The sequence below is a fragment of the Micromonospora sp. NPDC047707 genome (assembly GCF_040704235.1).
GTDB lineage: Bacteria > Actinomycetota > Actinomycetes > Mycobacteriales > Micromonosporaceae > Micromonospora.
This window is the reverse complement of sequence record NZ_JBEYSU010000008.1, coordinates 112,635-134,987: the sequence shown is the minus strand read 5'-3', so window position 1 is coordinate 134,987 and position 22,353 is coordinate 112,635. Positions and strand designations below refer to the sequence as shown.

Genomic DNA, 22,353 nt, shown 5'->3' with positions numbered 1-22,353 from the left:
TTCCCTTCGCAAGGAGAGACTTCGAAGAGACTCGCGGGGTCGCCCGCCGGCCGCACGTCCGCCGCCGGCGGTGCTTGCGGCCACAATGTCATGACAGCTTGACGACGTAAATACCTGTCACTGAAATGAACCAGAAACATCCACCGTCACCGCTCGGCGACGGTGACCTCGAGGGAGTAGCGGCTGGCCCGGTAGATGTGTGCGCCGTGCTCGACGTAGTGCCCCTGGTCGTCGTACGCGGTACGGGTCATGGTGAGCAGCGGCGCGCCGCGTCGCTCGCCGAGCATCTGCGCCTCGGCCCCGGTCGCCGCCCGGGCGCCGATGCGCTGCTGGGCGCCGCGGATGCGGATGCCACCGGCGCGCAGGATCCCGTACAGGCCGTTGCCCTGCAGTGCGTCGATGGTGAGCCGCACCCGGTCGAGCGGGAGCCAGTTCTCCATCACGGCGAGGGGTTCACCGTCGGCGAACCGAAGCCGGCGCAGGTGCTGCACCTCGCTGCCGGGCGGGACCCCGAGAGCGGCCGCGACCTCCGCCGGGCACGGCACGGTCGCCAACTCCAGCACCGATGTGGACGGTCGCTGGCCGGCGCGCAGCAGGTCGTCGTGCAGGCTGGTCAGCTCGACCGACCGTCGCACCTCGCCCCGCACCACCTGGGTGCCGACCCCGCGACGGCGCACGATCAGTCCCTTGTCGACCAGGTGCTGGATGGCCTGGCGGACGGTCGGGCGGGACAACCCGAGCCGGTCCGCCAGCTGCAACTCGCTGTCCAGGCGGTCACCGGGCGCCAGGTCGCCGCGTTGGATCGCCGCGGCGAACTGCTCCGCCACCTGGAAGTAGAGCGGGACCGGGCTGCTCCGGTCGACCGCGATCTCGGGGCCGCTCACGGCACCTCCTCGCTGTGCGACGCGCGGGGATCTCGGGGGACGGGCGTCACTGTACCGAAGCGGTCACTGCGCGCAGAGGACGGATGTCATGACAACACATTGACACAACTCGCGGAGCACTGTTACCTGTCAGGGACGAAAGCGGGCTGGCGGGCGCGCCGTCGCCGGCCGGGACGAAGGGCGCCGCATGCTCGATGTGCTCACCATCGGCCGGGTCGGGGTGGACATCTATCCGCTGCAGGTCGCCACGCCGCTGGCCGAGGTCGAGACCTTCGGCAGGTTCCTCGGCGGCAGTCCCACCAACGTGGCCGTCGCGGCCAGCCGCCAGGGGCTGCGCGCCGGCGTGATCACCCGTACCGGGGCGGACGCCTTCGGCGGGTACGTGCACAAGGCACTTCGCGAGTTCGGCGTGGACGACAGCCACGTCCGCCCGGTGGACGGCCTGCCCACCCCGATCACCTTCTGTGAGATCTTCCCGCCGGACGACTTCCCGCTCTGGTTCTACCGCACCCCCACCGCGCCCGACCTTCAGATCCGGCCCGAGGAACTCGACCTCGACGCGGTCGCCTCCGCGCGGGTCTTCTGGCTCACCGGCACCGGCCTGTGCCAGCAGCCGAGCCGCGACGCCCACGCCGCCGCGCTGGCCGCCCGCGACCGGCGCCCACACACCGTGCTCGACCTGGACTACCGTCCGACGTTCTGGTCGGACCCGGCGGCGGCCACGGCGGCGATCGCGGAGGCACTGCCACAGGTCACCGTCGCCGTCGGCAACCTCGACGAGGTGGAGATCGCGGTCGGCACCCGGGACGCCGAACACGCCGCCCGGCTCCTGCTCGACCGGGGGCCGCGCCTCGCGGTGGTGAAGCTCGGCCCGGCGGGGGTCCTCGCCCGCACCGACGCGCAGACCGTACGGGTGCCGCCGGTGCCGGTCGAGGTGGTCAACGGGCTCGGCGCGGGCGACGCCTTCGGCGGCGCGCTCTGCCTCGGGCTGCTGCGCGACTGGCCGCTGGAGCACACCCTGCGCTTCGCCAACGCCGCCGGCGCGATCGTCGCGTCCCGGTTGGCCTGCTCCGCTGCTATGCCCGACTACGCCGAGACCGCCGCGCTGGCCCGGTCCGCCGTGCCGCGACCGGCACCGTCGACCGCCGCCCCGGGAGGAGAAGACCGGTGAGCACCGAGTACGACGCGCTGACCCGCACCCGCGCCCACCGGCCACAGGCGATCGCCGAAGCCGCCGCCCGCCGTACCCGCCGGCCCTGGCCCGACCCTGGCCGGCCGCTGTTCGTCATCGCCGCCGACCATCCGGCCCGCGGCGCCCTCGGTGTACGGGACCGACCGATGGCCATGGCCGGCCGCGCCGACCTGCTGGACCGGCTGCGTCTGGCGCTGTCCCGGCCCGGCGTGGACGGCGTGCTCGGCACCCCGGACATCCTGGAGGACCTGCTGCTGCTCGGCGCGCTGGAGAACCGCCTGGCCATCGGCTCGATGAACCGCGGCGGCCTCTCCGGCGCCACCTTCGAACTCGACGACCGGTTCACCGCCTACGACGCCGACAGCATCGCGACGATGCGCTACGACGGCGGAAAGATGCTCTGCCGGATCGACCCGGACGACCCCGGCACCGCCTCGACCCTCCAGGCCTGTGCCCGGGCGGTCACCGCGCTCGCGGCCCACCGCACCGTGGCCCTGGTCGAACCGCTGTGGGTGGTCCGCAACGGTGCCCGGGTCGACGCCGACCTGCGCCCGGAATCGGTCATCAAGGGCGTCAGCGTCGGGCAGGCGCTCGGGGCGACCAGCGCGTACACCTGGTTGAAGCTGCCGGCCATCGACGAGATGGAGCGGGTGGTGGCCGCCACGACCCTGCCGGTCCTGCTGCTCGGCGGAGACCCGGTGGAGGCGCCGGACGTGGTGTACGCGCGGTGGCAGCGGGCGCTGCGGCTGCCCGGCGTGCGCGGCCTGGTGGTCGGCCGGGCGCTGCTCTACCCGCCCGACGACGACGTGGCCGCCGCGGTGGACCTCGCCGGGTCGCTGCTGCCCACGGGGCAGGACGCGTGAGGACCGGCGAGGCGTACCTGCCGTGGGGCGGCACGGCCCGCTCGCCATGGGCGCTGGAGGTCACTCCGGAGCGGGCCGGATGGCGGTACGCGGGCCTACGGGTACTCACTCTGCCGGCGGGCGGCGAGGTCAGCTTCGCCACCGGCGACGAGGAGATGCTCGTCCTGCCGCTGGCCGGCGCCGCCACCGTGCGCTGTGACGGGCTGCGGCTCGACCTGACCGGGCGCGAGTCGGTGTTCGCCGCGGTCACCGACTTCGCCTACCTGCCCCGGGACGCCGTCGCGACGATCCGCGGCGAGGGCCGTCTCGCGCTGCCGTCGGCCCGGGCCACCCGCCGGCTCTCGCCCCGCTACGGTGCCGCCCGGGACGTGCCGGTGGAACTGCGCGGCGCCGGGCCGGCCAGCCGGCAGGTCAACAACTTCTGCGCGCCGGACGCCTTCGACTGCGACCGGCTGGTCGCCGTGGAGGTGCTCACCCCCGGCGGGAACTGGTCGTCGTACCCGCCGCACAAGCACGAGGAGGACCGGACCCACGACGACGGACGGGTGGAGGCGGCGCTCGAAGAGGTCTACTACTTCGAGGTGGCCGGTGGCACGCCCGGCGCGGGTCCGGTGGGCTACCAGCGGGTCTACGGCACGGCCGGCCGGCCGATCGACGTGCTGGCCGAGGTGCGTACCGGTGACGTGGTGCTCGTCCCGTACGGCTACCACGGGCCGTCGATGGCCGCGCCCGGCTACGACCTGTACTACCTCAACGTGCTGGCCGGGCCCGGCGCGGAGCGCACCATGGCCTGTGTGGACGATCCGCGGCACGGCTGGATCCGGGGCAGCTGGGCCGGCCAGCCGGTCGACCCGCGGCTGCCGCTGACCCGGCCCGGAACGAAGGAGACGTGATGGGCCGGTTGACGGTGGCGCAGGCGGTGGTGAGGTTCCTGGCCCGGCAGTGGTCCGAACGCGACGGGCGACGGCAACGGCTGGTCCCGGCGTGCTTCGGCATCTTCGGCCACGGCAACGTCGCCGGCATCGGTGAAGCCCTGGCCACCGCCGGCTCGGACCTGCCCTATCACCTGTGCCGCACCGAGCAGGGCATGGTGCACACCGCCGCGGCGTACGCCCGGATGACCGACCGGCTCAGCACCCTGGCCTGCACCACGTCGATCGGCCCCGGCGCGACCAACCTGGTCACCGGCGCCGCCGGCGCGACCGTCAACCGGCTGCCGGTGCTGCTGCTACCGGGCGACATCTTCGCGACGAGGGTGGCCAACCCGGTGCTCCAGGAACTGGAGGACCCGCGCTCCTACGACGTCAGCGTCACCGACGCGCTGCGGCCGGTCTCCCGCTACTGGGACCGGATCAACCGGCCGGAACAGCTGCCGGCCGCGCTGCTGGCCGCCATGCGGGTGCTGACCGACCCGGCGGAGACCGGCGCGGTCACCCTCGCCCTGCCGCAGGACGTCCAGGCCGAAGCGTACGACTGGCCGGACGATCTGTTCGCCGAACGGGTCTGGCACGTGCCGCGCCCCCGCGCCGACGAGGCGGCGATCGACCGGGCGACCGGGGTCGTGCGAGCGGCCCGCCGGCCGCTGGTGGTTGCCGGCGGTGGGGTGATCTACAGCGGGGCGACCGAGGTGCTGCGCCGGTTCGCCGAGGAGCACGGGGTGCCGGTGGCGGAGACCCAGGCCGGCACCGGCGCGATGCCGTACGACCACCCGCTCGCCCTCGGCGCGGTCGGCGTCACCGGGACCACCGCGGCCAACGAGGTCGCGGCCGGCGCGGACGTGGTGATCGGGGTGGGCACCCGGTACAGCGACTTCACCACCGCCTCCGGCACCCTCTTCGGCGACGACGTCCGGTTCGTCAACCTGAACGTCACGAGCTTCGACGCGGCGAAACTGTCCGGCACCCAGGTCGTCGGCGACGCCCGGGAGAGCCTCGCCACCCTCGACGAGACCTGCGCCGGCTGGGCCACCGGGCCGGCGTACCGCGCGTCGGTGGCGCGGTTGCGCGAGCGCTGGTCGGCCGTGGCGGACAGCGCCCGGCAGGCCGCACCCGACGCGCGGCCGACCCAGACCGCGCTGATCGGGGCGGTCAACGACGCTGCCGGCGCAGGCGGCGTGGTGGTGTGCGCGGCCGGGTCGATGCCCGGCGACCTGCATCGGCTGTGGCGCAGCCGGGACCCGAAGAGCTACCACGTCGAGTACGGCTACTCCTGCATGGGCTACGAGATCGCCGGCGGCATCGGGGTGAAGCTCGCCGCGCCGGAGCGCGAGGTGTTCGTGCTGGTCGGCGACGGGTCCTACCTGATGCTGCCGAGCGAGCTGGCCACCGCTGTCGCCTTGGGCGTCAAGCTGGTCGTGGTGCTGGTCGACAACTCGGGTTTCGCCTCGATCGGCCGGCTGTCGGAGAGCGTCGGCGCGCACCGGCTCGGCACCGCCTACGTCGACCGGGCCGGTGCGCCGCTGCCGATCGACCTCGGCGCCAACGCGGCGAGCCTCGGCGCCGACCTGATCCGGGTGTCGACCATGGGGCAGCTCCGGGCGGCTCTGGCGACGGCGACGGCGGCGACCCGGACCAGCGTGGTGCACGTGCGGACGGACCGGTTCCAGGCGGGTCCGGACGCCGGCGCCTGGTGGGACGTTCCGGTCGCCGAGGTCTCCACCACCGAGCAGGGGCGGGCCGCCCGGGCCGCGTACGAGGCGGGGCGCAAGCGCCGGCACACCCACCTGCGTCCGGTTCAGTGACCTGAAGGATCACTTTGGTCGCGCGGTCCCAGTGCTCCATGGAGGGCACCTACGCCGCGGGTCAACCTCGGCGGCGAACCCACTGGAGCGGTCCGGTGCGGAGGCCTTCACTGGTGACGCCGTGGTAGATGATCATCACGATGATGCCGAGGAGCCCCAGTAGCGGGCTCACGACCCAGCCGACCAGCCCGGCCAGTCCGTAGAGAACGAGACCGGTGATGGGGCGCGCCTCCTGCGCGCGGACCTGGTCCGGACCGACGTTCTCCGCGCGCAGCGTCGGATGGCGGTGCAGGTAGGCGAAGAAGGCCAACCAGGGCGCCGACATCAGCGCCGCGGCCAGCGCGTACATGACGACCGCCACCCGCAGGTCGTCGGTGTCGCCGTCGACGAGCGCCGACGCGAGAACCGCGGTCGGGAACGGGATGATGACCGCGCCGAAGAGGATGGCGAGATTGATCCAACTGAGCGCGAGGGTCGTGCCGCGGACCAGCCGCAGCAGTGCGTGGTGGTTGAGCCAGAGGACGCCGATGTAGATGAACGACACCACGAACGCCAGGAGGGACGGGGCCTCTTTGCCGAGCGACGCGAGCAGCTCACCCTGGTGGTATTCGGGTACCCGCAATTCGAGCACCAGCAGGGTGATGACGATGGCGAAGACACCGTCGCTGAACGCCGCGAGCCGACCGACGTCGGCCGGCTGGTGAGCGGGACCTTTCGGCTGGACCTCCTCGGGGCCTGCGGACACCGCCGAACGCTAGCAGCGTGGGAGGGCCGTGGACGGGTGCGATCACCCGAGAAGCACCCGTCCGGGGGGCCGTTTCCGGGTGGCCGGCGCTTTCCGTGGAGGTGAACCCCGCCGGCCGTGCACCGGTCGGGTTCCGCTCAGCGCAGGCCCGCCACCCAGCGCGCATTGCGGACGAACGTGCGGCGGGTGACGTCGGGGTCGTCGAGGAAGCAGCCGATCATGAGGGCGTCGCGCAGCATGGCGAGGGTCTCGGCCTTGGCGTCGACGTCGTCGCGGCCGGCCTCGGTGAGCAGGCGTCGCAACTCGGCGTGGAACCAGGCGCGGTGCTTGTCGATCACCCGGCGCACCGGGCTCTCGGGGTCGGGGAACTCGCCGGCCTCCTTGAGGACGCGGTCGACCCCGACGCCGTTGATGCCGTTGTCGTAGAAGAACGACCGTTCTTTCTTTCGGCCCGTTCATAGGAGTATTCCGTGGCGACTCGCGTTCTCTTCGTGCACGGCCTCTGGATCCACGCCCGCGCCTGGGATCCATGGCTCGACCTCTTCCGCTCGGCCGGGTTCGAGGCGGAGGCACCGGGCTGGCCGACCACTTCACGCGGATCGCGCGGCTCGGCGAACCGCCGATCGTGATCGGGCACTCGTTCGGCGGGCTCATCGCCCAGAAGCTGCTCGCCGCGGGCGTCGCCCGGGCCGCCGTGGCGATCGACCCGGCCCCGATCAAGGGCGTCCGAGCACTTCCGTTCGCGCAGGTCTGGTCGGCGCTGCCGGTGCTGCGTCGCAAGGCCAACCGCGACCGGGCGGTGATGCTGAGCCGCCGCCAGTTCCGGTACCGCTTCGGCAACGCCGTCGCCCGTCGCGGTGGACCTCGACGACCGCAACCGGGGACCGCTACTGATCATCGGCGGTGGCCGGGACCACACCATCCCCGAGGTGGTGGCGCGGCAGGCCGACGAGCTCTACCGCCCGGGCGGCAACACCGAGTACCGCACGTTCGACGATCGCGGCCACTCCCTGGTCTTCGACAGCGGTTGGCGCGAGGTCGCCCAGCCCGTCCTCGACTGGGTGCGTACGCACACCGCCTGATGACCCACACGTCGGAAGTGACAGTGAACTTCAGTGAGAACGTACGCTCGGCCTTCCGGCGCGGTGACACCGACGCCGTGGTGCGGATGAGCGAGGCCGAGATCGAGCGGGCCCGGGCGGCCGGTGACCCGGCGGGCGGGTGAAAGCCCGGTACAGCCTGGCCCGGGTCGCCATCCGGGCTGGTGACCTGGCGTTTCCCACCGTCACCCAGGCCACCAACGGCGATCCGTTGGCTGCCGCCGTCGACGCGCTGGCCGCCGCCATGTACGCGCACGGCCCGGCCTTCCGCACCGTGGCCACCGCGTGCCGGGCGGCGTTCCCGGGGCTCGATCGCCCGTCGGCCGGCGACATCGCTCAGGACGGCGCTCCCGTCGACAGGTGATCTGGTCACCGAAGCGGAATCGCTATCCCACCTCCCACTCCAACTCCCCATTCTGCTCAGAGGGCCAGGGGTGCAGGCCGGTGATGGCGGCGCCGGGGCAACGGGGACGGGTCGGGACCGAACGCGGCTGCGGGCCGACGGGCGCTCGCGGGTAGCCGCACGACGAACGCGGGGCCAGCCCCGGGCCCCTGCGGTCGTGGACCAGATCAAGGCTCGGCCTACCAGGCACGTCGGCTGTTGGAAACGTTTTCGTAACGAGCTCTTGACCTGCCTGGTGGACGCGGCGGACACTCCCGGAAACGTTTACAGGATGAGACGGAGGTGCCGGGTCGTGGTTCGTAAACGTTTACAGGACTCCGCCGACGGTCGGCCCACCGTGCACACCGTGGCCGCCCGCGCCGGCGTCTCCATCGCCTCCGCCTCCCGCGTCCTCAACGGCGTCGGCGGCAGCGAGGAGACCATCCGCAAGGTCCGCGCGGCCGCGGCCGAGGTCGGGTACGTGCCCAACGCCATCGCCCGCTCGCTGCAGTCCCAGCGCACCGGACTGGTCGCGCTCGCCGTCGAGGACATCGGCAACCCGGTCTACGTGTCGATGATGCGGGCGATCGAGGCGGTGGTGGCCGCCTCCGGACGCCAGCTGCTGGTGCACGCGACCGGCGGGCAGATCGCGAACGAGACCAGCCTGCTGCGCCGGCTGGCGAACCGCTACGTCGACGGCATGATCCTGTCCCCGATCCGGGTCACCGACGACCACCTGGCCGCGCTGGTGCAGAGCCCGGTCCCGGTGGTCGTGGTCGGCCAGCTCGGTGCCGACGCGCCGGTCGACAACGTACGCACCGACTCGCGGCACGGCGTCGCCCTGGCCGTGGACCACCTCGTCGGCACCGGACGGCGACGGATCGGGTTCGTCAACGGCCCGCTCGACACCGTTCCCGGCGCCGCCCGCGACGCGGGCTTCCGTGCCGCCCTCGACCGGCACGGCATCGGGCTCGACGAGGACCTGGTCGAGGTCGGCGACTTCCAGTACGCGGCCGGCCGCGCCGCCGCCGAGCGGTTGCTGGCCCGGGCCCGGCCGGACGCGCTGGTCTGCGCCAACGACCTGATCGCGGTCGGGGCGCTGCACGCGCTGCTCGCCGCCGGGCACCGGGTGCCCGAGGACGTGGCCGTGGTCGGCATGGACGACACCGAGCTGGCCCAGATGATGTTCCCGCAGCTGTCCAGCGTCTCCCTGGGCTCGGCCGAGCGCGGGCGGCGCGCCGCCGAGCTGCTGCTCACCCGGATCGCCGACCCGAGCCTGCCACCCCGTCGGGAGCAGGTGCCGCCCAGCCTCGCCGTACGCGCCTCCAGCCGGGTCGCCGTGCCGGGGCCCCGCCCGTCCACCGAGGAGCTGCCCTCATGACCGCCGTGGCCGAGCGGCCGGATGTCGCGCGGCGCGGGAAGCCGCGCGGCTCCGCCCGGTCCCGCTCCGACCGGACCGCCATCTACCTGCTGCTGCTTCCGTCGCTGGTGCCCATCCTGTTGCTGTCGGTCTTCCCGCTCCTGCGCGGCATGTACCTGGGCTTCACCGACGCCCGCGCCGGCCGCAACGTCGACGTGAGCTTCACCGGCCTGGAGAACTACCGCGAGCTGCTCGGTGACGACCTGTTCTGGAACTCGTTCAAGATCGGTCTGCTCTGGGCCTTCGGGGTGACCGTCCTGCAGTTCCTGCTCGCCCTCGGCCTGGCGCTGCTGCTGAACCAGCAGTTGCGCTTCCGGGGTGTGGCGCGGGTGCTGGCCGTGGTGCCCTGGGCGATGCCCCCGGTGGTGATCGGCATCCTCTGGAAACTCGTCTACCACCCGGACGCCGGTCTGCTGAACGAGTTCTTCCACCGCGTCGGGGCCGACGGGCTGCGGACCAACTGGCTCGGCGACTTCAGCACCGCCCTGCCGGCGGTGATCATCGTCGGGGTCTGGGCGGGCATGCCGCAGACCACGGTCGTCCTCCTGGCCGGCCTGCAGGGCGTGGCGCGGGAGTTGCACGAGGCGGCCGCGGTGGACGGGGCCAGCACCTGGCACCGCTTCCGGCACGTCACGCTCCCCGCGATCGCGCCGGTGATCGTCGCGATCACCGCACTGGACTTCATCTGGAACTTCAACTCGTTCGGGCTGGTCTACGTGCTCACCGCCGGCGGTCCGGGCGGCAAGACGATGCTGCCGATGCTGTTCGCGTACGAGGAGGCGTTCCGCTACGGCAACTACGGCTACGCCGCCGCGCTCGGCAACGTGATGGTCGTGATCATCGTGGCGCTGCTCGCCGTCTACCTGCGTCGCCGGCTGAGGGAGGCGAACTGACGTGATCGGAAGGCCGAGCCGTACCGGGCGGACGTTGCAGTACGTGGCGCTGGCCGGTTACCTGATCTTCCTCGGGTTCCCGCTGGTCTGGCTGGTCTCGACGGCGTTCAAGCCGCCCCGGGAGCTGGTGCAGCTGCACCCGACGCTGGTGCCGTCCAACCCGACGGTGCAGAACTTCGTGCAGGCCTTCACCGAGCAGGAGCTGGGCCGGGCCGCGCTGAACAGCCTCCAGGTCTCGCTCGCCTCGGCCGTGCTCACCGTGCTGGTGGCGCTGCCCGCGTCGTACGCGCTGGCCCGGTTCCGCTCCAAGCTCGGCACCGTGGCCCTGGGCTGGGTGCTGCTCTCGCAGCTCTTCCCGTTCGTGCTGCTGATCATCCCGATCTTCCTGGTGCTGAGGCAGGTCGGCCTGGCCAACACCCACGCCGGGCTGGTGGTGATCTACGTGGTCTGGGCGCTGCCGTTCGCGCTGTGGATGCTGCAGGGCTTCGTCCGCAACATCCCGCGCGAGTTGGAGGAGGCCGCCAGCGTGGACGGCGCCAGCCGGCTGCAGGTGCTACGCCGGGTGGTCTTCCCGCTGCTCGCGCCCGGCGTCGTCGCCACCGCGCTGTTCTCGTTCATCTCGGCCTGGAACGAGTTCTTCTTCGCCCTGGTGCTGGTCAAGACGCCCGAACTGGCCACCCTGCCGGTGGCGTTGGCGCGGTTCGTCGGCATCGAGGGCACCGCCCGCCTGGGCCCGCTCGCGGCCGGTTCGCTGCTGGCCACCCTGCCCAGCCTGATCTTCTTCGCGTTCATGCAACGCCGGCTCTCGTCCGGGTCGCTCGCCGGCGCGGTCAAGGGCTGATCGCACACCCCACCACCGAGGAGGTTCCCCCCATGCTCCGCAGAAGATTCCGTCGACTCGCCGCGGCCGCCGCGGTAGCGGTCGTCGGCCTCGGCGCGCTCACCGCGTGCGGCGACGGCGGCGACGACGAGTCCACGTCCGGCCCGGTGAAGCTGCGCTTCCTCAGCCTGGCCTGGCAGAAGGAGTCGCTCCAGGCCAACAAGGACCTGGTCACCAAGTGGAACGCCGAGCACCCGGACATCCGGGTCGAGTACGTCCAGGGTGACTGGAACTCGATCCACGACCAGTTGGTCACCTCGTTCGAGGGCGGCGACGCACCGGACATCGTCCACTACGAGGCGTCCGCGATCGGGGAGTTCAGCAAGCAGGGTTACCTGGCCGACCTGTCCGGCCTGGTGCCCGGCGACCTGAAGGGCCAGATCGACCAGGGCGTCTGGGACACGGTCACCTACGACGGCAAGGTCACCGGCGTGCCGTTCCTCCTGGAGTCGCAGGTCGTCATCGCCAACAAGAAGCTGCTCGACGCCGCCGGCGTCGCGGTGCCGCCGGCCGACGGCGGCTGGACCTGGGACGAGTTCCAGGCCAACGCGCAGAAGCTCACCAAGCCCGGCCAGTACGGCGTGGCCTGGGCGCTGAAGTCGCCGACCAACCGGGTGCTCAACCTGGCGCTCAACTTCGACGGAAAGTTCTTCTACACCGACGGTGGCCGGACCGAGGTGAAGGTCGGCGACCCGGAGAAGGAGGTCCCGCGGCGCATCCACGACATGATCTACACGACGAAGTCGGCGTCCCCGGAGGCGCTCGGGATGAGCGGCGCGGACACCCTGCCCGGCTTCTTCGGCGGCAAGTACGCCATGCTGCCCGGCTCGGTGTCGCTGCGCCAGCAGATGGTCGAGCAGGCGCCGGCCGGCTTCGAGTGGGTGACGCTGCCCCCGGTCAAGGGGCTGTCCAGCAAGCAGGCGGCGAACCCGCAGACGCTGTCCATCGCCGAGGACTCCAAGAGCAAGAAGCAGGCCGCGCAGTTCCTGGAGTACTTCCTCAACCCGGCCAACATGGCCGCGCTCGCCAAGGGTGACTGGCTGGTGCCCACCGGCAAGCAGGCCAACGAGGAACTGGTCAAGCTGACCGGCGGCAAGCAGGGCTGGGACGTCGCCGCGGACAGCGCGGCCGACCTGACCGTCGCGCCGTTCCAGCTCGCCGACGGGTACCCGGAGTGGAAGACCAAGTACGCCACTCCGGCCCTGCAGCAGTACTTCGCCAACAAGATCACCCTGGACCAGCTCGGCACGCAGCTGGTCGACGGTGGCAAGCAGGTTCTGAGGTAACGATGTCACTCTTGCTCGACAAGTCGGTCGGATGTCTCGTCGGCGCCGCCGTGGGCGATGCCCTCGGCGGGGCCACGGAGACGGCACTCCCGGAGCAGATCCGGCACCGCTTCGGCGGCTGGGTGGAGGGCATCGTGCCCCCGTTCCACGCCGAGTGGGCCACCGCGCGGCCACTCGCGCCGTACCACAAGGGCGACGGGCACATCACCGACGACACGTTGATGACCCACGCGCTGGTGCGGGCGTACGCGGCCAAGCGTGACCACCTGGACGCGTACGACGTGGTGGAGCTGCTGGTCCCCGACCTGATCGAGCGGGTGGTGTACATCCCGGACCTGGAGCGCGAGGGGGTGACCTTCCACCGGCTCGCGGCCGCCGAGCGGTGGCTGGTCACCCGCCTGCACCACGCGCACGTCGACCCCCGCGAGGCGGGCGTGGGCAACATCGTCAACTGTGGCGCGGCCATGTACATGGCCCCGGTCGGCATCGTCAACGCTGGCGACCCGGCCGGGGCGTACGCCGAGGCGGTGGAGGTCGCCGGGGCGCACCAGCACAGCTACGGGCGGGAGGCCGCGGCGGTCTTCGCCGCCGCGGTCGCCGCCGCCGCGGCCCCCGGCGCGGGCGTCGAGGACGTCGTCGCCGCCACCCTGGACCTGGCCCGCGACGGCACCCGGGCGGCCATCGACGCGGTGGTCAAGGAGGCTCGGGCGTACGACGACTGGCGGGCCGCCATCGCGCCGCTGCGCGCCGCGGTGTCCCGCTACGACACGGTGGGCGAGGAGTACCGCAACCCCGGCCTCGGGGCCCGGCGACCCAGCCGGCTGCACGCCATCGAGGAACTGCCGGTCGCCATCGGCATGCTCGTCGTAGCCCGGGGCGACTACCGCGCGGCGGTGCTCGGCGCGGTCAACTACGGCCGGGACGCCGACTCCACCGCCACCATGGCCGGGGCGATCGCCGGGGCGCTGGGCGGCGCGTCGGCGGTGCCCGCCGAGTGGTCCGAGGCGGTCGCCACCGCCTCGCGTACCGACCTGGTGGAGCCGGCCCGCACCCTCGCCGCGGTGGCCACCGAGGTCTTCGACCGCGACCGGGCCCGCTTCGCCCGCCGCGCCGAGCGCTTCGCCGGCCTCGGCGACGGGCAGGTGGGGGAGTCGGCGTGAGGATCACCTGGGTGCAGCCGGAGGACCTGCTGCCGCACGAGATCGCGGCCAGCCGGGACGAGGGTCGCGACGTGGAGGCGATCGCCCGGCGGTGGGCCGCCGCCGGTGGGGAGCTGACCCCGCCGGTCAGCGGGGCCTCGGTGAGCGCGGCCACGCCGGAGCTGCGGTCCCTCGCCACCGAGCTGCTCGACGCGGCCGACGCGCTGCCGGCCGCCGCGTCCGCCGACGAACCGGAGGACCTGGACGCCGTCCGGGCCACCTGGCCGGCGACCTGGTCGCTGCCGGCCGGCCCGGCGGTGGACGACCGGCTGCACGGGGCCTGGCTCGGCCGGGCGGTCGGCTGCCTGCTCGGCAAGCCGGTGGAGAAGATCCCCCGGCAGGGCATCCGGGAGATTCTCGTCGCGACCGGTCGCTGGCCGCTGCGGGACTGGTTCACCGCGCGCGGGCTGCCCGCCGACGTGGCGGCCCGCTGGCCGTGGAACCGGCGCAGCGCCCCGACCAGCCTGGCCGAGAACATCGCCGGGATGCCCGAGGACGACGACCTCAACTTCGCGCTCCTGGCGCTGCGCGTGCTGGAGACGCACGGGCCGGGCTTCACCAGCGCCGACGTGGCCCAGGCGTGGCTGGACTGGCTGCCCGGCGGGCGGGTCTTCACCGCCGAGCGGGTGGCCTACCGCAACCTGCTGCTCGGGCTGGCCCCGCCGGCCACCGCGCGGCGGCACAACCCGTTCCGGGAGTGGATCGGCGCCCAGATCCGCACCGATGTCCACGGCTGGGTCAACCCGGGCCGCCCGGACCGGGCCGCCGAGCTGGCCTGGCGGGACGCCAGCGTGAGCCACGTCCGCGCGGGGGCGTACGGGGCGATCTGGGTGGCGGCGATGGCCGCGGCCGCCACCGTCGCCGGCGACGTGGACGAGGTGCTCGACGCGGGCGAGGCGGTGCTGCCGCCGCGCAGCCGGTTCGCCGCCACCGTCCGCGAGGCGCGCGCCCTCGGGTCCGGCACCGACGACTGGGAGGCCGTCGTGGACGAGCTGTACGCCCGGCACGGCCACCTGCACTGGGTGCACGTGCGCAACAACGCCGCGTTGATCGCCGCCGCGCTCGCGTACGGGCGGGGCGACCTGGAACGGTCGATCTGCGCGGTGGTCAGCGGGGGATGGGACACCGACTCCACCGGCGCCACCGTCGGGGCGGTCACCGGGGCCCTGACCGGCGCCTCCGGGCTGCCGGACCGCTGGGTCGCGCCGCTGCACAACCGGCTGGCCAGCAGCATCGCCGGCTTCGACGGGATCGGCTTCGACGAGTTGGCGGCCCGTACCGCCGCTCTGGCCGGGACCGGCGCGCCGGCCGCAAGCACCCCGGCGGGCACGCGATGAGCGCGCGGGTGGTCGTGGTCGGCAGCGCCAACCTGGACCTGGTGGTCAGCACGCCGCAGCTGCCCCGCCCCGGTGAGACGGTGCTCGGCGGCGACTTCCGCACCGTTCCCGGCGGCAAGGGCGCCAACCAGGCGGTCGCCGCCGCCCGCGCGGGCGCCGGCTGCGAGTTCGTCGGCGCGGTCGGCGACGACGCGTTCGGCCGGCAGCTACGCGACAGTCTCGCCGGCGCCGGGGTCGGCCTGCGCGGCCTGCGGACCGTGCCCGGCCCGTCCGGGGTCGCGCTGATCGCCGTCGACCAGGCGGCGGAGAACTTCATCGTGGTCGCCCCCGGCGCCAACGCCGCGCTGACCGAACTCGACGCCGACGACGCGGCGGTGATCGGCGCGGCCGACGTGCTGCTGCTCCAGTTGGAGGTGCCGCTGCCCACCGTCGTCCGCGCCGCCGACCTCGCCCGCGCCGCGGGCACCGTCGTGGTGGTCAACGCCGCCCCGGCCGTCCCGCTGCCGGCGGAGCTGCTCGACCTGGTCGACGTGCTGGTGGTCAACGAGCACGAGGCGGCCGTCGTCGCCGGGGTGTTCTCCGACGACCCGGCGGTGCTGCTCGACGCGCTGCTGACGCTGGTGCCCCGGGTGGTGCTCACCCTCGGCGCGCGCGGTGCCGCCTACGCCGACCGCCACGGGGCGCGCCGCACCGTCCCGGCCCCGCTGATCGACGCCGTGGACACCACCGCCGCCGGTGACGCGTTCACCGGCGCGCTCGCGGTCGGCTGGGCCGAGCGCGGCGGCGCGCCGGACGCCGACGCCGTCACCGACGTCGTGCGCTGGGCGTGCGCCGCCGGCGCCGCCTGCGCGCAGCGCCCCGGCGCGTCGACCGCGCTGCCCGAGCGGGCCGCCATCGACGCCCTGTACACCGCGACCTACCGAGGTACCGAGTGAGCTTCAACCCGTACGTGCCCCGCCCGATCGACCGGCCCACGGAGGTGCCGCTCGGCGCGGACGCCGACCTCAGCACGCTGGACGAGGCGAAGATCTTCGCCGCCCCGGCCGACCCGGCGGACTGGCCGGCCTGGCGGGAGCAGCTCACCCGCTGGCGGGCCGACGCCCGGGCGCGGATCGGGTACACCGGCTCCCACTACGCCGAGATCCCCGGCGACTGCTTCAGCGTCTGCCTCGCCTGGCTGTGGGACGAGACGCTCTACGACCACGAGCGCGGTGTCTTCACCGTCGACGAGTTCCTCGACACCGCCGAGCGCGACTTCGGCGGCTTCGACGGGGTGGTGCTCTGGCACGCGTACCCGGTGATCGGCCTGGACGACCGCAACCAGTTCGACTTCTACCGGGACGTGCCGGAGCTGCCCGAGGTGGTGCGCGCCTTCCAGCGGCGCGGGGTGCGGGTGTTCGTCGACTACAACCCGTGGGACACCGGCACCCGACGCGAGGCCGGCACCGACGCCCGGGAGGTCGCCGCGCTGGCCGGCACGCTCGGCGTGGACGGCGTCTTCCTGGACACCCTCAAGGAGGGCGCCGGCGAGCTGCGTCGCGAGCTGGACGCCGTCCGCCCCGGCCTGGTGCTGGAGGGGGAGAGCCGGGTGCCGCTGGCCCGCGTCGCCGACCACGCGATGAGCTGGGCGCAGTGGTTCGCCGACTCCGAGGTGCCGGGCGTGCTGCGGGCCAAGTGGTTCGAACGCCGGCACGTGCTGCACCACACCCGCCGCTGGCACCGCAGCCACCTCGACGAGCTGCACTCGGCCTGGCTCAACGGTGTCGGGGTGCTGGTCTGGGAGAGCGTCTTCGGGGTCTGGGTCGGCTGGAACGACCGGGACCGGGCGGTGCTGCGGGCGATGCGCCGCGTGCAGGCCAGCCACGCCGCGTGGTTGCGCGCCGAGGACTGGGTCCCGCTCGCCGACCACCCCGGCACCGGTCGGGTGTACGCGTCCCGCTGGACGCACGACGGCGAGCCGCTGTGGACGGTGGCGAACACCGGCGGCGACCACGACGGCCCCTGGCTGGTCACCGAGCCGCGCCCCGGCCGACGCTACGTCGACCTGGTCACCGGCGTGGAGCTGGCCGCCACCCCGACCGCCGACGGTCGGGTGGCGGTGGGCGGGCCGCTGCCGGCCGGGGCGATCGCCGCCGTGGTCGCCACCGCCGACGACGCCGGTCCGGCGCACGCCGCCCCGGTCGGTGACCCGTCGTTCCCGGCCCGCGCCGCGGTGCGGGTCCGGACCCCGTGGGCGCCGCGCACCGGGGTGCCGACGGGCATGGTCGCCGTCGACGGCGGCCGGCGCGAGCTGGTGGTCCGCCACCGGGTCCGGGAGACCGGGCTCTACGGCGAGACCCCCTACCTGGACGAGTGGAAGCCGCTGCCGCCCCGGCTGCACCACACCGGGACGCTGCGTCGCAGCGTCCACCTCGGCCGGTTCGCCATCGCCACCCACGAGGTGACCCACGGTCAGTACGCCGAGTTCCTGCGCGCCACCGGCTACCGGCCGGTGCGCCCGGAGCGGTTCACCGCCGGTCAGGGGCCGGGCGACGCCCCGGTCACCGGCGTGGAACTGGCCGACGCCCGCGCGTACGCGGCGTGGGCCGGGCTGCGGCTGCCGACCGAGGACGAGTGGCAGGTGGCCGCCGAGGCGGGACTGCTGGTTCGTGGGGAGCCGCTGGTGTGGAACCTCACCGAGAGCGAGCACTCCGACGGCCGGACCCGGTTCGCCATCGTGAAGGGCGGTGCCGCGTACCGGGCCGAGGGGTCCGACTGGTACGTCGACGGCGGCCCCCAGCCGCCGGACGTCTCGGTGAAGCTGCTGCTGCTCGGCGCCGGGATGACCCGCTCCGACCAGGTCGGCTTCCGCTGCGCGGCCGACCTGGTTGCTGCGGTGCCGGGCGGCGGGGACGCGACGGAGGCGACCCGGTGACCGCGCCGCTGGACGGGGTGACGGTGGTCGACCTGGCCACCCTGTTCGCCGGGCCGCTCGCCGCGGCGTTCCTCGGCGACTTCGGCGCCGACGTGGTCAAGGTGGAGCACCCGGCCAAGCCGGATCCGTCGCGCGGGCACGGACCGGCCAAGGACGGCGTCGGCCTCTGGTGGAAGGTGCTCGGGCGCAACAAGCGCACCGTCACCTGCAACCTGTCCGACCCGGCCGGTGCCGACCTGCTGCGCCGGCTGCTCGCCGAGGCCGACGTGCTGGTGGAGAACTTCCGCCCCGGCACGCTGGAGCGGTGGGGGCTCGGCCCGGCCGAGCTGCACGCGGTCAACCCCCGGCTGGTGATCGTCCGGATCAGCGGTTTCGGGCAGGTCGGCCCGTACGCCCGGCGGCCCGGCTTCGGCACCCTGGCCGAGGCGATGAGCGGTTTCGCCGCCGCCACCGGGGAACCCGACGGCCCGCCGACCCTGCCCCCGTTCGGGCTGGCCGATTCGGTGACCGCGCTGGCCGCCGCGTACGCGGCCATGCTGGCGCTGCGGGCCCGCGACCTCACCGGTGCCGGGCAGGTGGTGGACCTCGCCATCATCGAGCCGATCATGGCGATGCTCGGTCCGCAGATCACCTGGTACGACCAGCTCGGCTACCTCCAGCCACGGCTGGGCAACCGGTCCAACAACAACGCCCCGCGCAACACCTACCGGTGCGCGGACGGGCGGTGGGTGGCCGTGTCGACCAGCGCGCAGAGCATCGCCGAGCGGGTGATGCGGCTGGTCGGCCGCCCCGAACTGGTCGACGAGCCGTGGTTCGCCACCGGCAGCGGTCGCGCCGCGCACGCCGACGAACTGGACGCCGCGGTGAGCGCCTGGGTCGCCCGGCGCGGCCGGGACGAGGTGGTGGCCGCGTTCGAGGCCGCCGAGGCGGCGGTCGCGCCGGTCTACGACGTGCGGGACGTCCTCGCCGACCCGCAGTACGCCGCGCTCGGCACCGTCCGCACCGTGCCGGACGAGGAGCTGGGCGAGGTGCGGATGCAGAACGTGCCGTTCCGGCTCGCCGACACCCCCGGAGCGATCCGGCACGCCGGGCGCCGGCACGGCCGGGACACCGACGCCGTGTTCCGGGCCCTCGGCCTCGACGACGCCGAGCTGGCCGCGTTGCGTGACCAGGGGGTGATCTGAGTGCTGCTCACCTGGCTCTACGTTCCCGGCGACCGGCCGGACCGGTTCGCCAAGGCGGTCGCCGCCGGCGCCGACGCGGTCATCCTCGACCTGGAGGACGCGGTGGCCGCCGGCCGCAAGTCGTACGCCCGGGACGCGGTCGCCGAGTTCCTCGCCGAGCCGCACCCGCTGCCGGTGCAGGTACGGGTCAACGAACTGACCGGCCCGGAGCTCGACGCCGACCTGGCCGCGGTCGCCGGCCGCCCCGGGCTGGCCGGGTTGCGGCTGCCGAAGGTCGAGTCACCGGCGAGCGTGGCCGCGCTGGCCGCCCGGGTGAACACCCCGCTGCACCCGCTGATCGAGTCGGCGCTCGGCCTGGAGGCGGCGTACGCCATCGCCACCGCCCACCCGGCGGTCGCCTCGGTCGGGCTCGGTGAGGCCGACCTCCGGTCGGACCTGCGTGTCGACGACGAGGCCGGGTTGGCCTGGGCGCGCTCGCGGGTGGTGGTCGCCGCCCGCGCGGCCGCCCTCGCCCCGCCGGCCATGTCGGTGTACGCGAACGTGGCGGACACCGACGGACTGGCCGCCTCCTGCGCGGTCGGCCGGCGCCTCGGCCTCCTGGGCCGGGCCGCCATCCATCCCCGCCAACTGCCGGTGATCGCCGAGGCGTTCCGCCCCGCCGAGCGGGACGTGGCCCGGGCCGAGGAACTGCTGGCCGCCGTGGCCGAGGCGCAGACCCGGGACTCGGGAACGGTGGTGCTGCCGGACGGCCGGTTCGCCGACCGCGCGATGGTGGCCGCCGCCCGGCGGACGGTGGACCTGGCTGCCCGCTACGCCGCCTGAGGCGCGCGGCGGCCTCGATCGACCCCCGTCCGTATCATCTCGGCATGGCGCTGAACCTGGAGGTCCGGTTCAGCCGGCGGGTGGTGCTGGTGGCCGCCGGAGGGCTGCTCGCCGGGTGCTCCCGGCGGCCCGACGTCGACGAGGTCCACCTGCGACTGGCCACCGGGCCGGCGGGGGCGGTCTACCGGCGCATCGGTGGTGCGCTGGCCGACCACATCGCCGAGCAGGTGCCCGGGGTCACGGTGACCACCGTGCCGAGCGGGGCGTCCACCGACAACATCCGGATGCTGCTGGCCGGCGAGGTGCACCTCGGGCTGACGAGCCTGGACGCGCTGATCAGGACCGACGGCAGCGCACCCGAGGGGCTCTCGGCGATCTGCCGGCTCTACGACAGTCACCTGCACCTCGTGGTGCTGGCCGGTTCGGCGATCGACACGTTCCGGGACCTGCAGGGCAGGAGAGTCTCCCTCGGTGCGCGCGACTCGGGGACCGAGTTCACGTCGCTGCGGGTCCTGGAGCTCGGCCCGGTGAGCGCCGACGGTCGGTACCTCAGCCAGGCCGAATCGGCGGCGGCCCTGCGCGACGGCGAGATCGACGCGATGTTCTCCCTGACCGGCGTCCCGACCCCCGCCGTCACGGAGCTGGCGCAGCGGCACCCGGTCCGGCTGATCCCGTTGGACCCGCAGGCGGACGCGCTCTTCACGGCGTACCCGGGTCCGTACGCTCCGGCGGTGATCCCCGCGACCGCCTACGCCGGCGTCCCGGCCACCCGCACCGTCGCCGTGCCGAACGTGCTCCTGGTGCGTGACGACCTGCCCGACGACCTGGTCCACGCCATCACCGACACGATCTTCACGCACACCCGCACGATCACCTCCGCGAGCCGGGACGACGCCGAGGCCGTTCCGGAAGCGTGGCAGATCAACGTGCGCACCGGGATCTCCACGGGATCGGTCCCGCTCCATCCGGGCGCGGCCGCCTGGTTCCGCGACCGTAAGCGCTGACGTGGGGGAGCGGCGCGGCCGGGCCCGCTCAGCCCGGGGTCGGAGCCGGGGCGGCCGGCGACGCCACCCGGGGAACGACCGGCAACGTGATCACGGCGGCGAATCCGTGCCCGGACCCGTCCGGACGCGCCAGGCCCTCCTCCAGCCGCAGCGCGCCCCCGGCAGCCCCGACCAGGTCGGCGCAGATCGCCAGTCCCAGCCCGGTGCCGGGCACGTTCTGGTGCCGCGGTGACCGCCAGAACCGTCCGAGCGCCTGGGCCCGCTCGGAGACGTCGAGGCCCTGGCCGTCGTCACGGACGGCGATGGTGACCATGCCTCCGGCCGTCGGGCCGTTGCCGCGTCCGGCGTCCGCCGCGCCGGGGACGACCCGGGCGTTCACCTCCACCAGCTGAGCGTCGGACAGCCGCAACGCGTTGCTGACCAGCTCGTCCAGGACGCTGCCCAGCCCGCCCGGCGGCTCCAGCAGCCGCAGCCCCGGCGGCACGTCGACCGCCAGTGTCTGCCCCGCTGCCGCCGTCAACGCCCGCCACCGGTCCACCCGGGTCGCCAGTACCGCGTCGAGGTCCACCGGCGACGCCGTCCGCATGCTCTCCATCCGCGCGCTGGCCTGTAGCGAGTTCAGCATCCGCTGCATCGCCTTCAGCTCGTCGACGGCGACGTCGTACACCTGCCGCCCGGCACCGGCCGGACGCAGGTGCGGTTCCAGACTCTCCACCGCGAGCCGGAGGCTGGTCAGCGGATTGCGCAACTGGTGCGACGCGTCGGACACGAACGCCCGCTGCCGCTGCACGGCGTTCTCGACCGCGTCCATCATGGTGTTGAACGACTCCGCCAGCCGCCGCAGCTCGACCGGGCCGGCCTCGGCGTCCGCCCGGATCGTCAGGTCGCCCCGCGAGATCCGCGAGCTCGCCGCGTCCAGCTCCCGCACGGGTCGCAGCACCCACGCCGACACCGGCCACGCGACGGCCACCAGCGCGATCAGCGGCAGCAGCCCGAGCCCGGCGAGCTGGGCCCAGCGCACGAGGATGCGGTCGCGCGTCCTCGACAGGTCGGAGACCGTCACGACGGCGCCGACGACCTCGCTGTCCCGGCCCACGGGCTCCGCGACCACGAGGGCCGAGTCGTCCCACGGCGCCCATTCCCCGGACGGTTCGGACCTCGACCCGGCCAGCGCCGCCGTCACGATCCGGGGCAACTCCGGCTCGGCCCGCGCCGCCTCCTGGTACGCACGGCCTGGTCCGAGCAGCACCGTGCCGGACGTGTCGATCAGCGCGACCGGGATGCCGTACAGCTCGTGGTAGCGCACCAGCGCCTGGTTGAGCGCCTCGGTCCGCCCGGTCGCCAGCGCGGTCTCGGCGAGCGACGCGAACCGGCCGACGTCGCCCAGCCGGTCGACGTACGTCTCCTGCATCTCCCGCTCGGCCACGGTGACGCTGAGCGGCACCCCGAGCGCCGCCACGAGCAGCACCGCGAGGGGCACCAGGACGACGAGCAGGCGACGGTGCACG

The 22,353-nt window shown here is 73.9% G+C and carries 21 protein-coding genes; 17 read left to right on the top strand and 4 right to left on the bottom strand.

The genetic code is table 11. The annotated features are described in order from the left end of the window. Positions 1–146 precede the first annotated feature (146 nt). Positions 147–884 carry a GntR family transcriptional regulator gene (locus AB0873_RS11875; protein WP_155331563.1) on the bottom strand — a complete coding sequence of 246 codons (738 nt, stop codon included), beginning with the start codon at positions 882–884 and terminating at the stop codon, positions 147–149. Positions 885–1,071: 187 nt separating this feature from the next. Here AB0873_RS11875 and iolC point away from each other — a divergent pair, with 187 nt between their 5' ends. The 4 genes from iolC to iolD are packed head-to-tail and all read left to right on the top strand — an operon-like array spanning position 1,072 to position 5,679. Then, a complete protein-coding gene (gene iolC / locus AB0873_RS11870; RefSeq protein ID WP_366599658.1) occupies positions 1,072–2,055 on the top strand; it encodes a 5-dehydro-2-deoxygluconokinase in 984 nt (327 codons plus the stop codon). Continuing rightward, positions 2,052–2,939, top strand: a complete 888-nt coding sequence (locus AB0873_RS11865; protein WP_366599657.1) for an aldolase — start codon at positions 2,052–2,054, stop codon at positions 2,937–2,939. The genes iolC and AB0873_RS11865 overlap by 4 nt, the downstream gene beginning before the upstream one ends. Beyond that, complete coding sequence (iolB, locus tag AB0873_RS11860) at positions 2,936–3,832, top strand: 5-deoxy-glucuronate isomerase (RefSeq protein ID WP_366599656.1); 897 nt, start codon at positions 2,936–2,938, stop codon at positions 3,830–3,832. Before AB0873_RS11865 ends, iolB begins: the two co-directional genes overlap by 4 nt. Continuing rightward, complete coding sequence (gene iolD, locus AB0873_RS11855) at positions 3,832–5,679, top strand: 3D-(3,5/4)-trihydroxycyclohexane-1,2-dione acylhydrolase (decyclizing) (RefSeq protein ID WP_366599655.1); 1,848 nt, start codon at positions 3,832–3,834, stop codon at positions 5,677–5,679. The genes iolB and iolD overlap by 1 nt, the downstream gene beginning before the upstream one ends. Positions 5,680–5,740: 61 nt before the next feature. On the opposite strand, the gene AB0873_RS11850 is transcribed toward iolD, so the two are convergent. Together AB0873_RS11850 and AB0873_RS11845 are read right to left on the bottom strand one after the other, a co-directional pair. Beyond that, the gene (locus AB0873_RS11850) at positions 5,741–6,424 is read right to left on the bottom strand and encodes a TMEM175 family protein (protein ID WP_366599654.1); all 684 of its coding nucleotides are present in this window, start codon (positions 6,422–6,424) and stop codon (positions 5,741–5,743) included. Positions 6,425–6,561: 137 nt separating this feature from the next. After that, positions 6,562–6,762 (bottom strand): hypothetical protein, encoded by a 201-nt coding sequence (locus AB0873_RS11845; protein WP_366599653.1) that lies wholly within the window; start codon positions 6,760–6,762, stop codon positions 6,562–6,564. Between the two features lie 519 nt (positions 6,763–7,281). On the opposite strand from AB0873_RS11845, the gene AB0873_RS11840 reads away from it, so the two are divergent. From AB0873_RS11840 to AB0873_RS11780, 13 genes are all read left to right on the top strand, one after another. Then, positions 7,282–7,506: a hypothetical protein gene (locus tag AB0873_RS11840; protein WP_366599652.1), complete on the top strand. Its 225-nt coding sequence runs from the start codon at positions 7,282–7,284 to the stop codon at positions 7,504–7,506. A 139-nt stretch (positions 7,507–7,645) separates the two neighbouring features. Continuing rightward, positions 7,646–7,888, top strand: a complete 243-nt coding sequence (locus AB0873_RS11835; protein ID WP_366599651.1) for a hypothetical protein — start codon at positions 7,646–7,648, stop codon at positions 7,886–7,888. 331 nt (positions 7,889–8,219) lie between these two features. After that, entirely contained in the window at positions 8,220–9,287 is a 1,068-nt protein-coding gene (locus AB0873_RS11830) for a LacI family DNA-binding transcriptional regulator (RefSeq protein ID WP_230688637.1), read from the top strand. Then, positions 9,284–10,219 carry a sugar ABC transporter permease gene (locus tag AB0873_RS11825; RefSeq protein ID WP_155331572.1) on the top strand — a complete coding sequence of 312 codons (936 nt, stop codon included), beginning with the start codon at positions 9,284–9,286 and terminating at the stop codon, positions 10,217–10,219. The genes AB0873_RS11830 and AB0873_RS11825 overlap by 4 nt, the downstream gene beginning before the upstream one ends. Before the next feature lies 1 nt (position 10,220). Then, positions 10,221–11,060 (top strand): carbohydrate ABC transporter permease, encoded by an 840-nt coding sequence (locus AB0873_RS11820; protein WP_366599650.1) that lies wholly within the window; start codon positions 10,221–10,223, stop codon positions 11,058–11,060. A 32-nt stretch (positions 11,061–11,092) separates the two neighbouring features. After that, a complete protein-coding gene (locus AB0873_RS11815) occupies positions 11,093–12,385 on the top strand; it encodes a sugar ABC transporter substrate-binding protein (protein ID WP_366599649.1) in 1,293 nt (430 codons plus the stop codon). Between the two features lie 2 nt (positions 12,386–12,387). Continuing rightward, complete coding sequence (locus tag AB0873_RS11810) at positions 12,388–13,545, top strand: ADP-ribosylglycohydrolase family protein (RefSeq protein WP_366599648.1); 1,158 nt, start codon at positions 12,388–12,390, stop codon at positions 13,543–13,545. Next, complete coding sequence (locus AB0873_RS11805; RefSeq protein WP_366599646.1) at positions 13,542–14,921, top strand: ADP-ribosylglycohydrolase family protein; 1,380 nt, start codon at positions 13,542–13,544, stop codon at positions 14,919–14,921. The genes AB0873_RS11810 and AB0873_RS11805 overlap by 4 nt, the downstream gene beginning before the upstream one ends. Next, positions 14,918–15,856 (top strand): ribokinase, encoded by a 939-nt coding sequence (locus AB0873_RS11800; RefSeq protein ID WP_155331576.1) that lies wholly within the window; start codon positions 14,918–14,920, stop codon positions 15,854–15,856. Before AB0873_RS11805 ends, AB0873_RS11800 begins: the two co-directional genes overlap by 4 nt. After that, the gene (locus AB0873_RS11795) at positions 15,853–17,835 is read left to right on the top strand and encodes an SUMF1/EgtB/PvdO family nonheme iron enzyme (RefSeq protein WP_366599645.1); all 1,983 of its coding nucleotides are present in this window, start codon (positions 15,853–15,855) and stop codon (positions 17,833–17,835) included. Before AB0873_RS11800 ends, AB0873_RS11795 begins: the two co-directional genes overlap by 4 nt. Beyond that, a complete protein-coding gene (locus AB0873_RS11790) occupies positions 17,832–19,019 on the top strand; it encodes a CoA transferase (protein ID WP_366599644.1) in 1,188 nt (395 codons plus the stop codon). Before AB0873_RS11795 ends, AB0873_RS11790 begins: the two co-directional genes overlap by 4 nt. Continuing rightward, on the top strand, positions 19,020–19,841 hold the full coding sequence (locus AB0873_RS11785; RefSeq protein ID WP_366599643.1) for an aldolase/citrate lyase family protein: 822 nt from the start codon (positions 19,020–19,022) through the stop codon (positions 19,839–19,841). Positions 19,842–19,885: 44 nt separating this feature from the next. Beyond that, positions 19,886–20,845: a TAXI family TRAP transporter solute-binding subunit gene (locus tag AB0873_RS11780; RefSeq protein ID WP_366599642.1), complete on the top strand. Its 960-nt coding sequence runs from the start codon at positions 19,886–19,888 to the stop codon at positions 20,843–20,845. Positions 20,846–20,873: 28 nt separating this feature from the next. Here AB0873_RS11780 and AB0873_RS11775 read toward each other — a convergent pair whose 3' ends face one another. Then, positions 20,874–22,352, bottom strand: a complete 1,479-nt coding sequence (locus AB0873_RS11775; RefSeq protein WP_366599641.1) for a HAMP domain-containing sensor histidine kinase — start codon at positions 22,350–22,352, stop codon at positions 20,874–20,876. Position 22,353 lies beyond the last annotated feature (1 nt).

Excerpts from the sequence above, each read along its gene's own strand:
- AB0873_RS11825 (WP_155331572.1), top strand. The coding sequence starts at position 9,284 with ATGACCGCCGTGGCCGAGCGGCCGGATGTCGCGCGGCGCGGGAAGCCG.
- AB0873_RS11815 (WP_366599649.1), top strand. The coding sequence starts at position 11,093 with ATGCTCCGCAGAAGATTCCGTCGACTCGCCGCGGCCGCCGCGGTAGCG.
- AB0873_RS11800 (WP_155331576.1), top strand. The coding sequence starts at position 14,918 with ATGAGCGCGCGGGTGGTCGTGGTCGGCAGCGCCAACCTGGACCTGGTG.
- iolC (WP_366599658.1), top strand. The coding sequence starts at position 1,072 with ATGCTCGATGTGCTCACCATCGGCCGGGTCGGGGTGGACATCTATCCG.
- AB0873_RS11810 (WP_366599648.1), top strand. The coding sequence starts at position 12,388 with ATGTCACTCTTGCTCGACAAGTCGGTCGGATGTCTCGTCGGCGCCGCC.
- iolD (WP_366599655.1), top strand. The coding sequence starts at position 3,832 with ATGGGCCGGTTGACGGTGGCGCAGGCGGTGGTGAGGTTCCTGGCCCGG.
- AB0873_RS11780 (WP_366599642.1), top strand. The coding sequence starts at position 19,886 with ATGGCGCTGAACCTGGAGGTCCGGTTCAGCCGGCGGGTGGTGCTGGTG.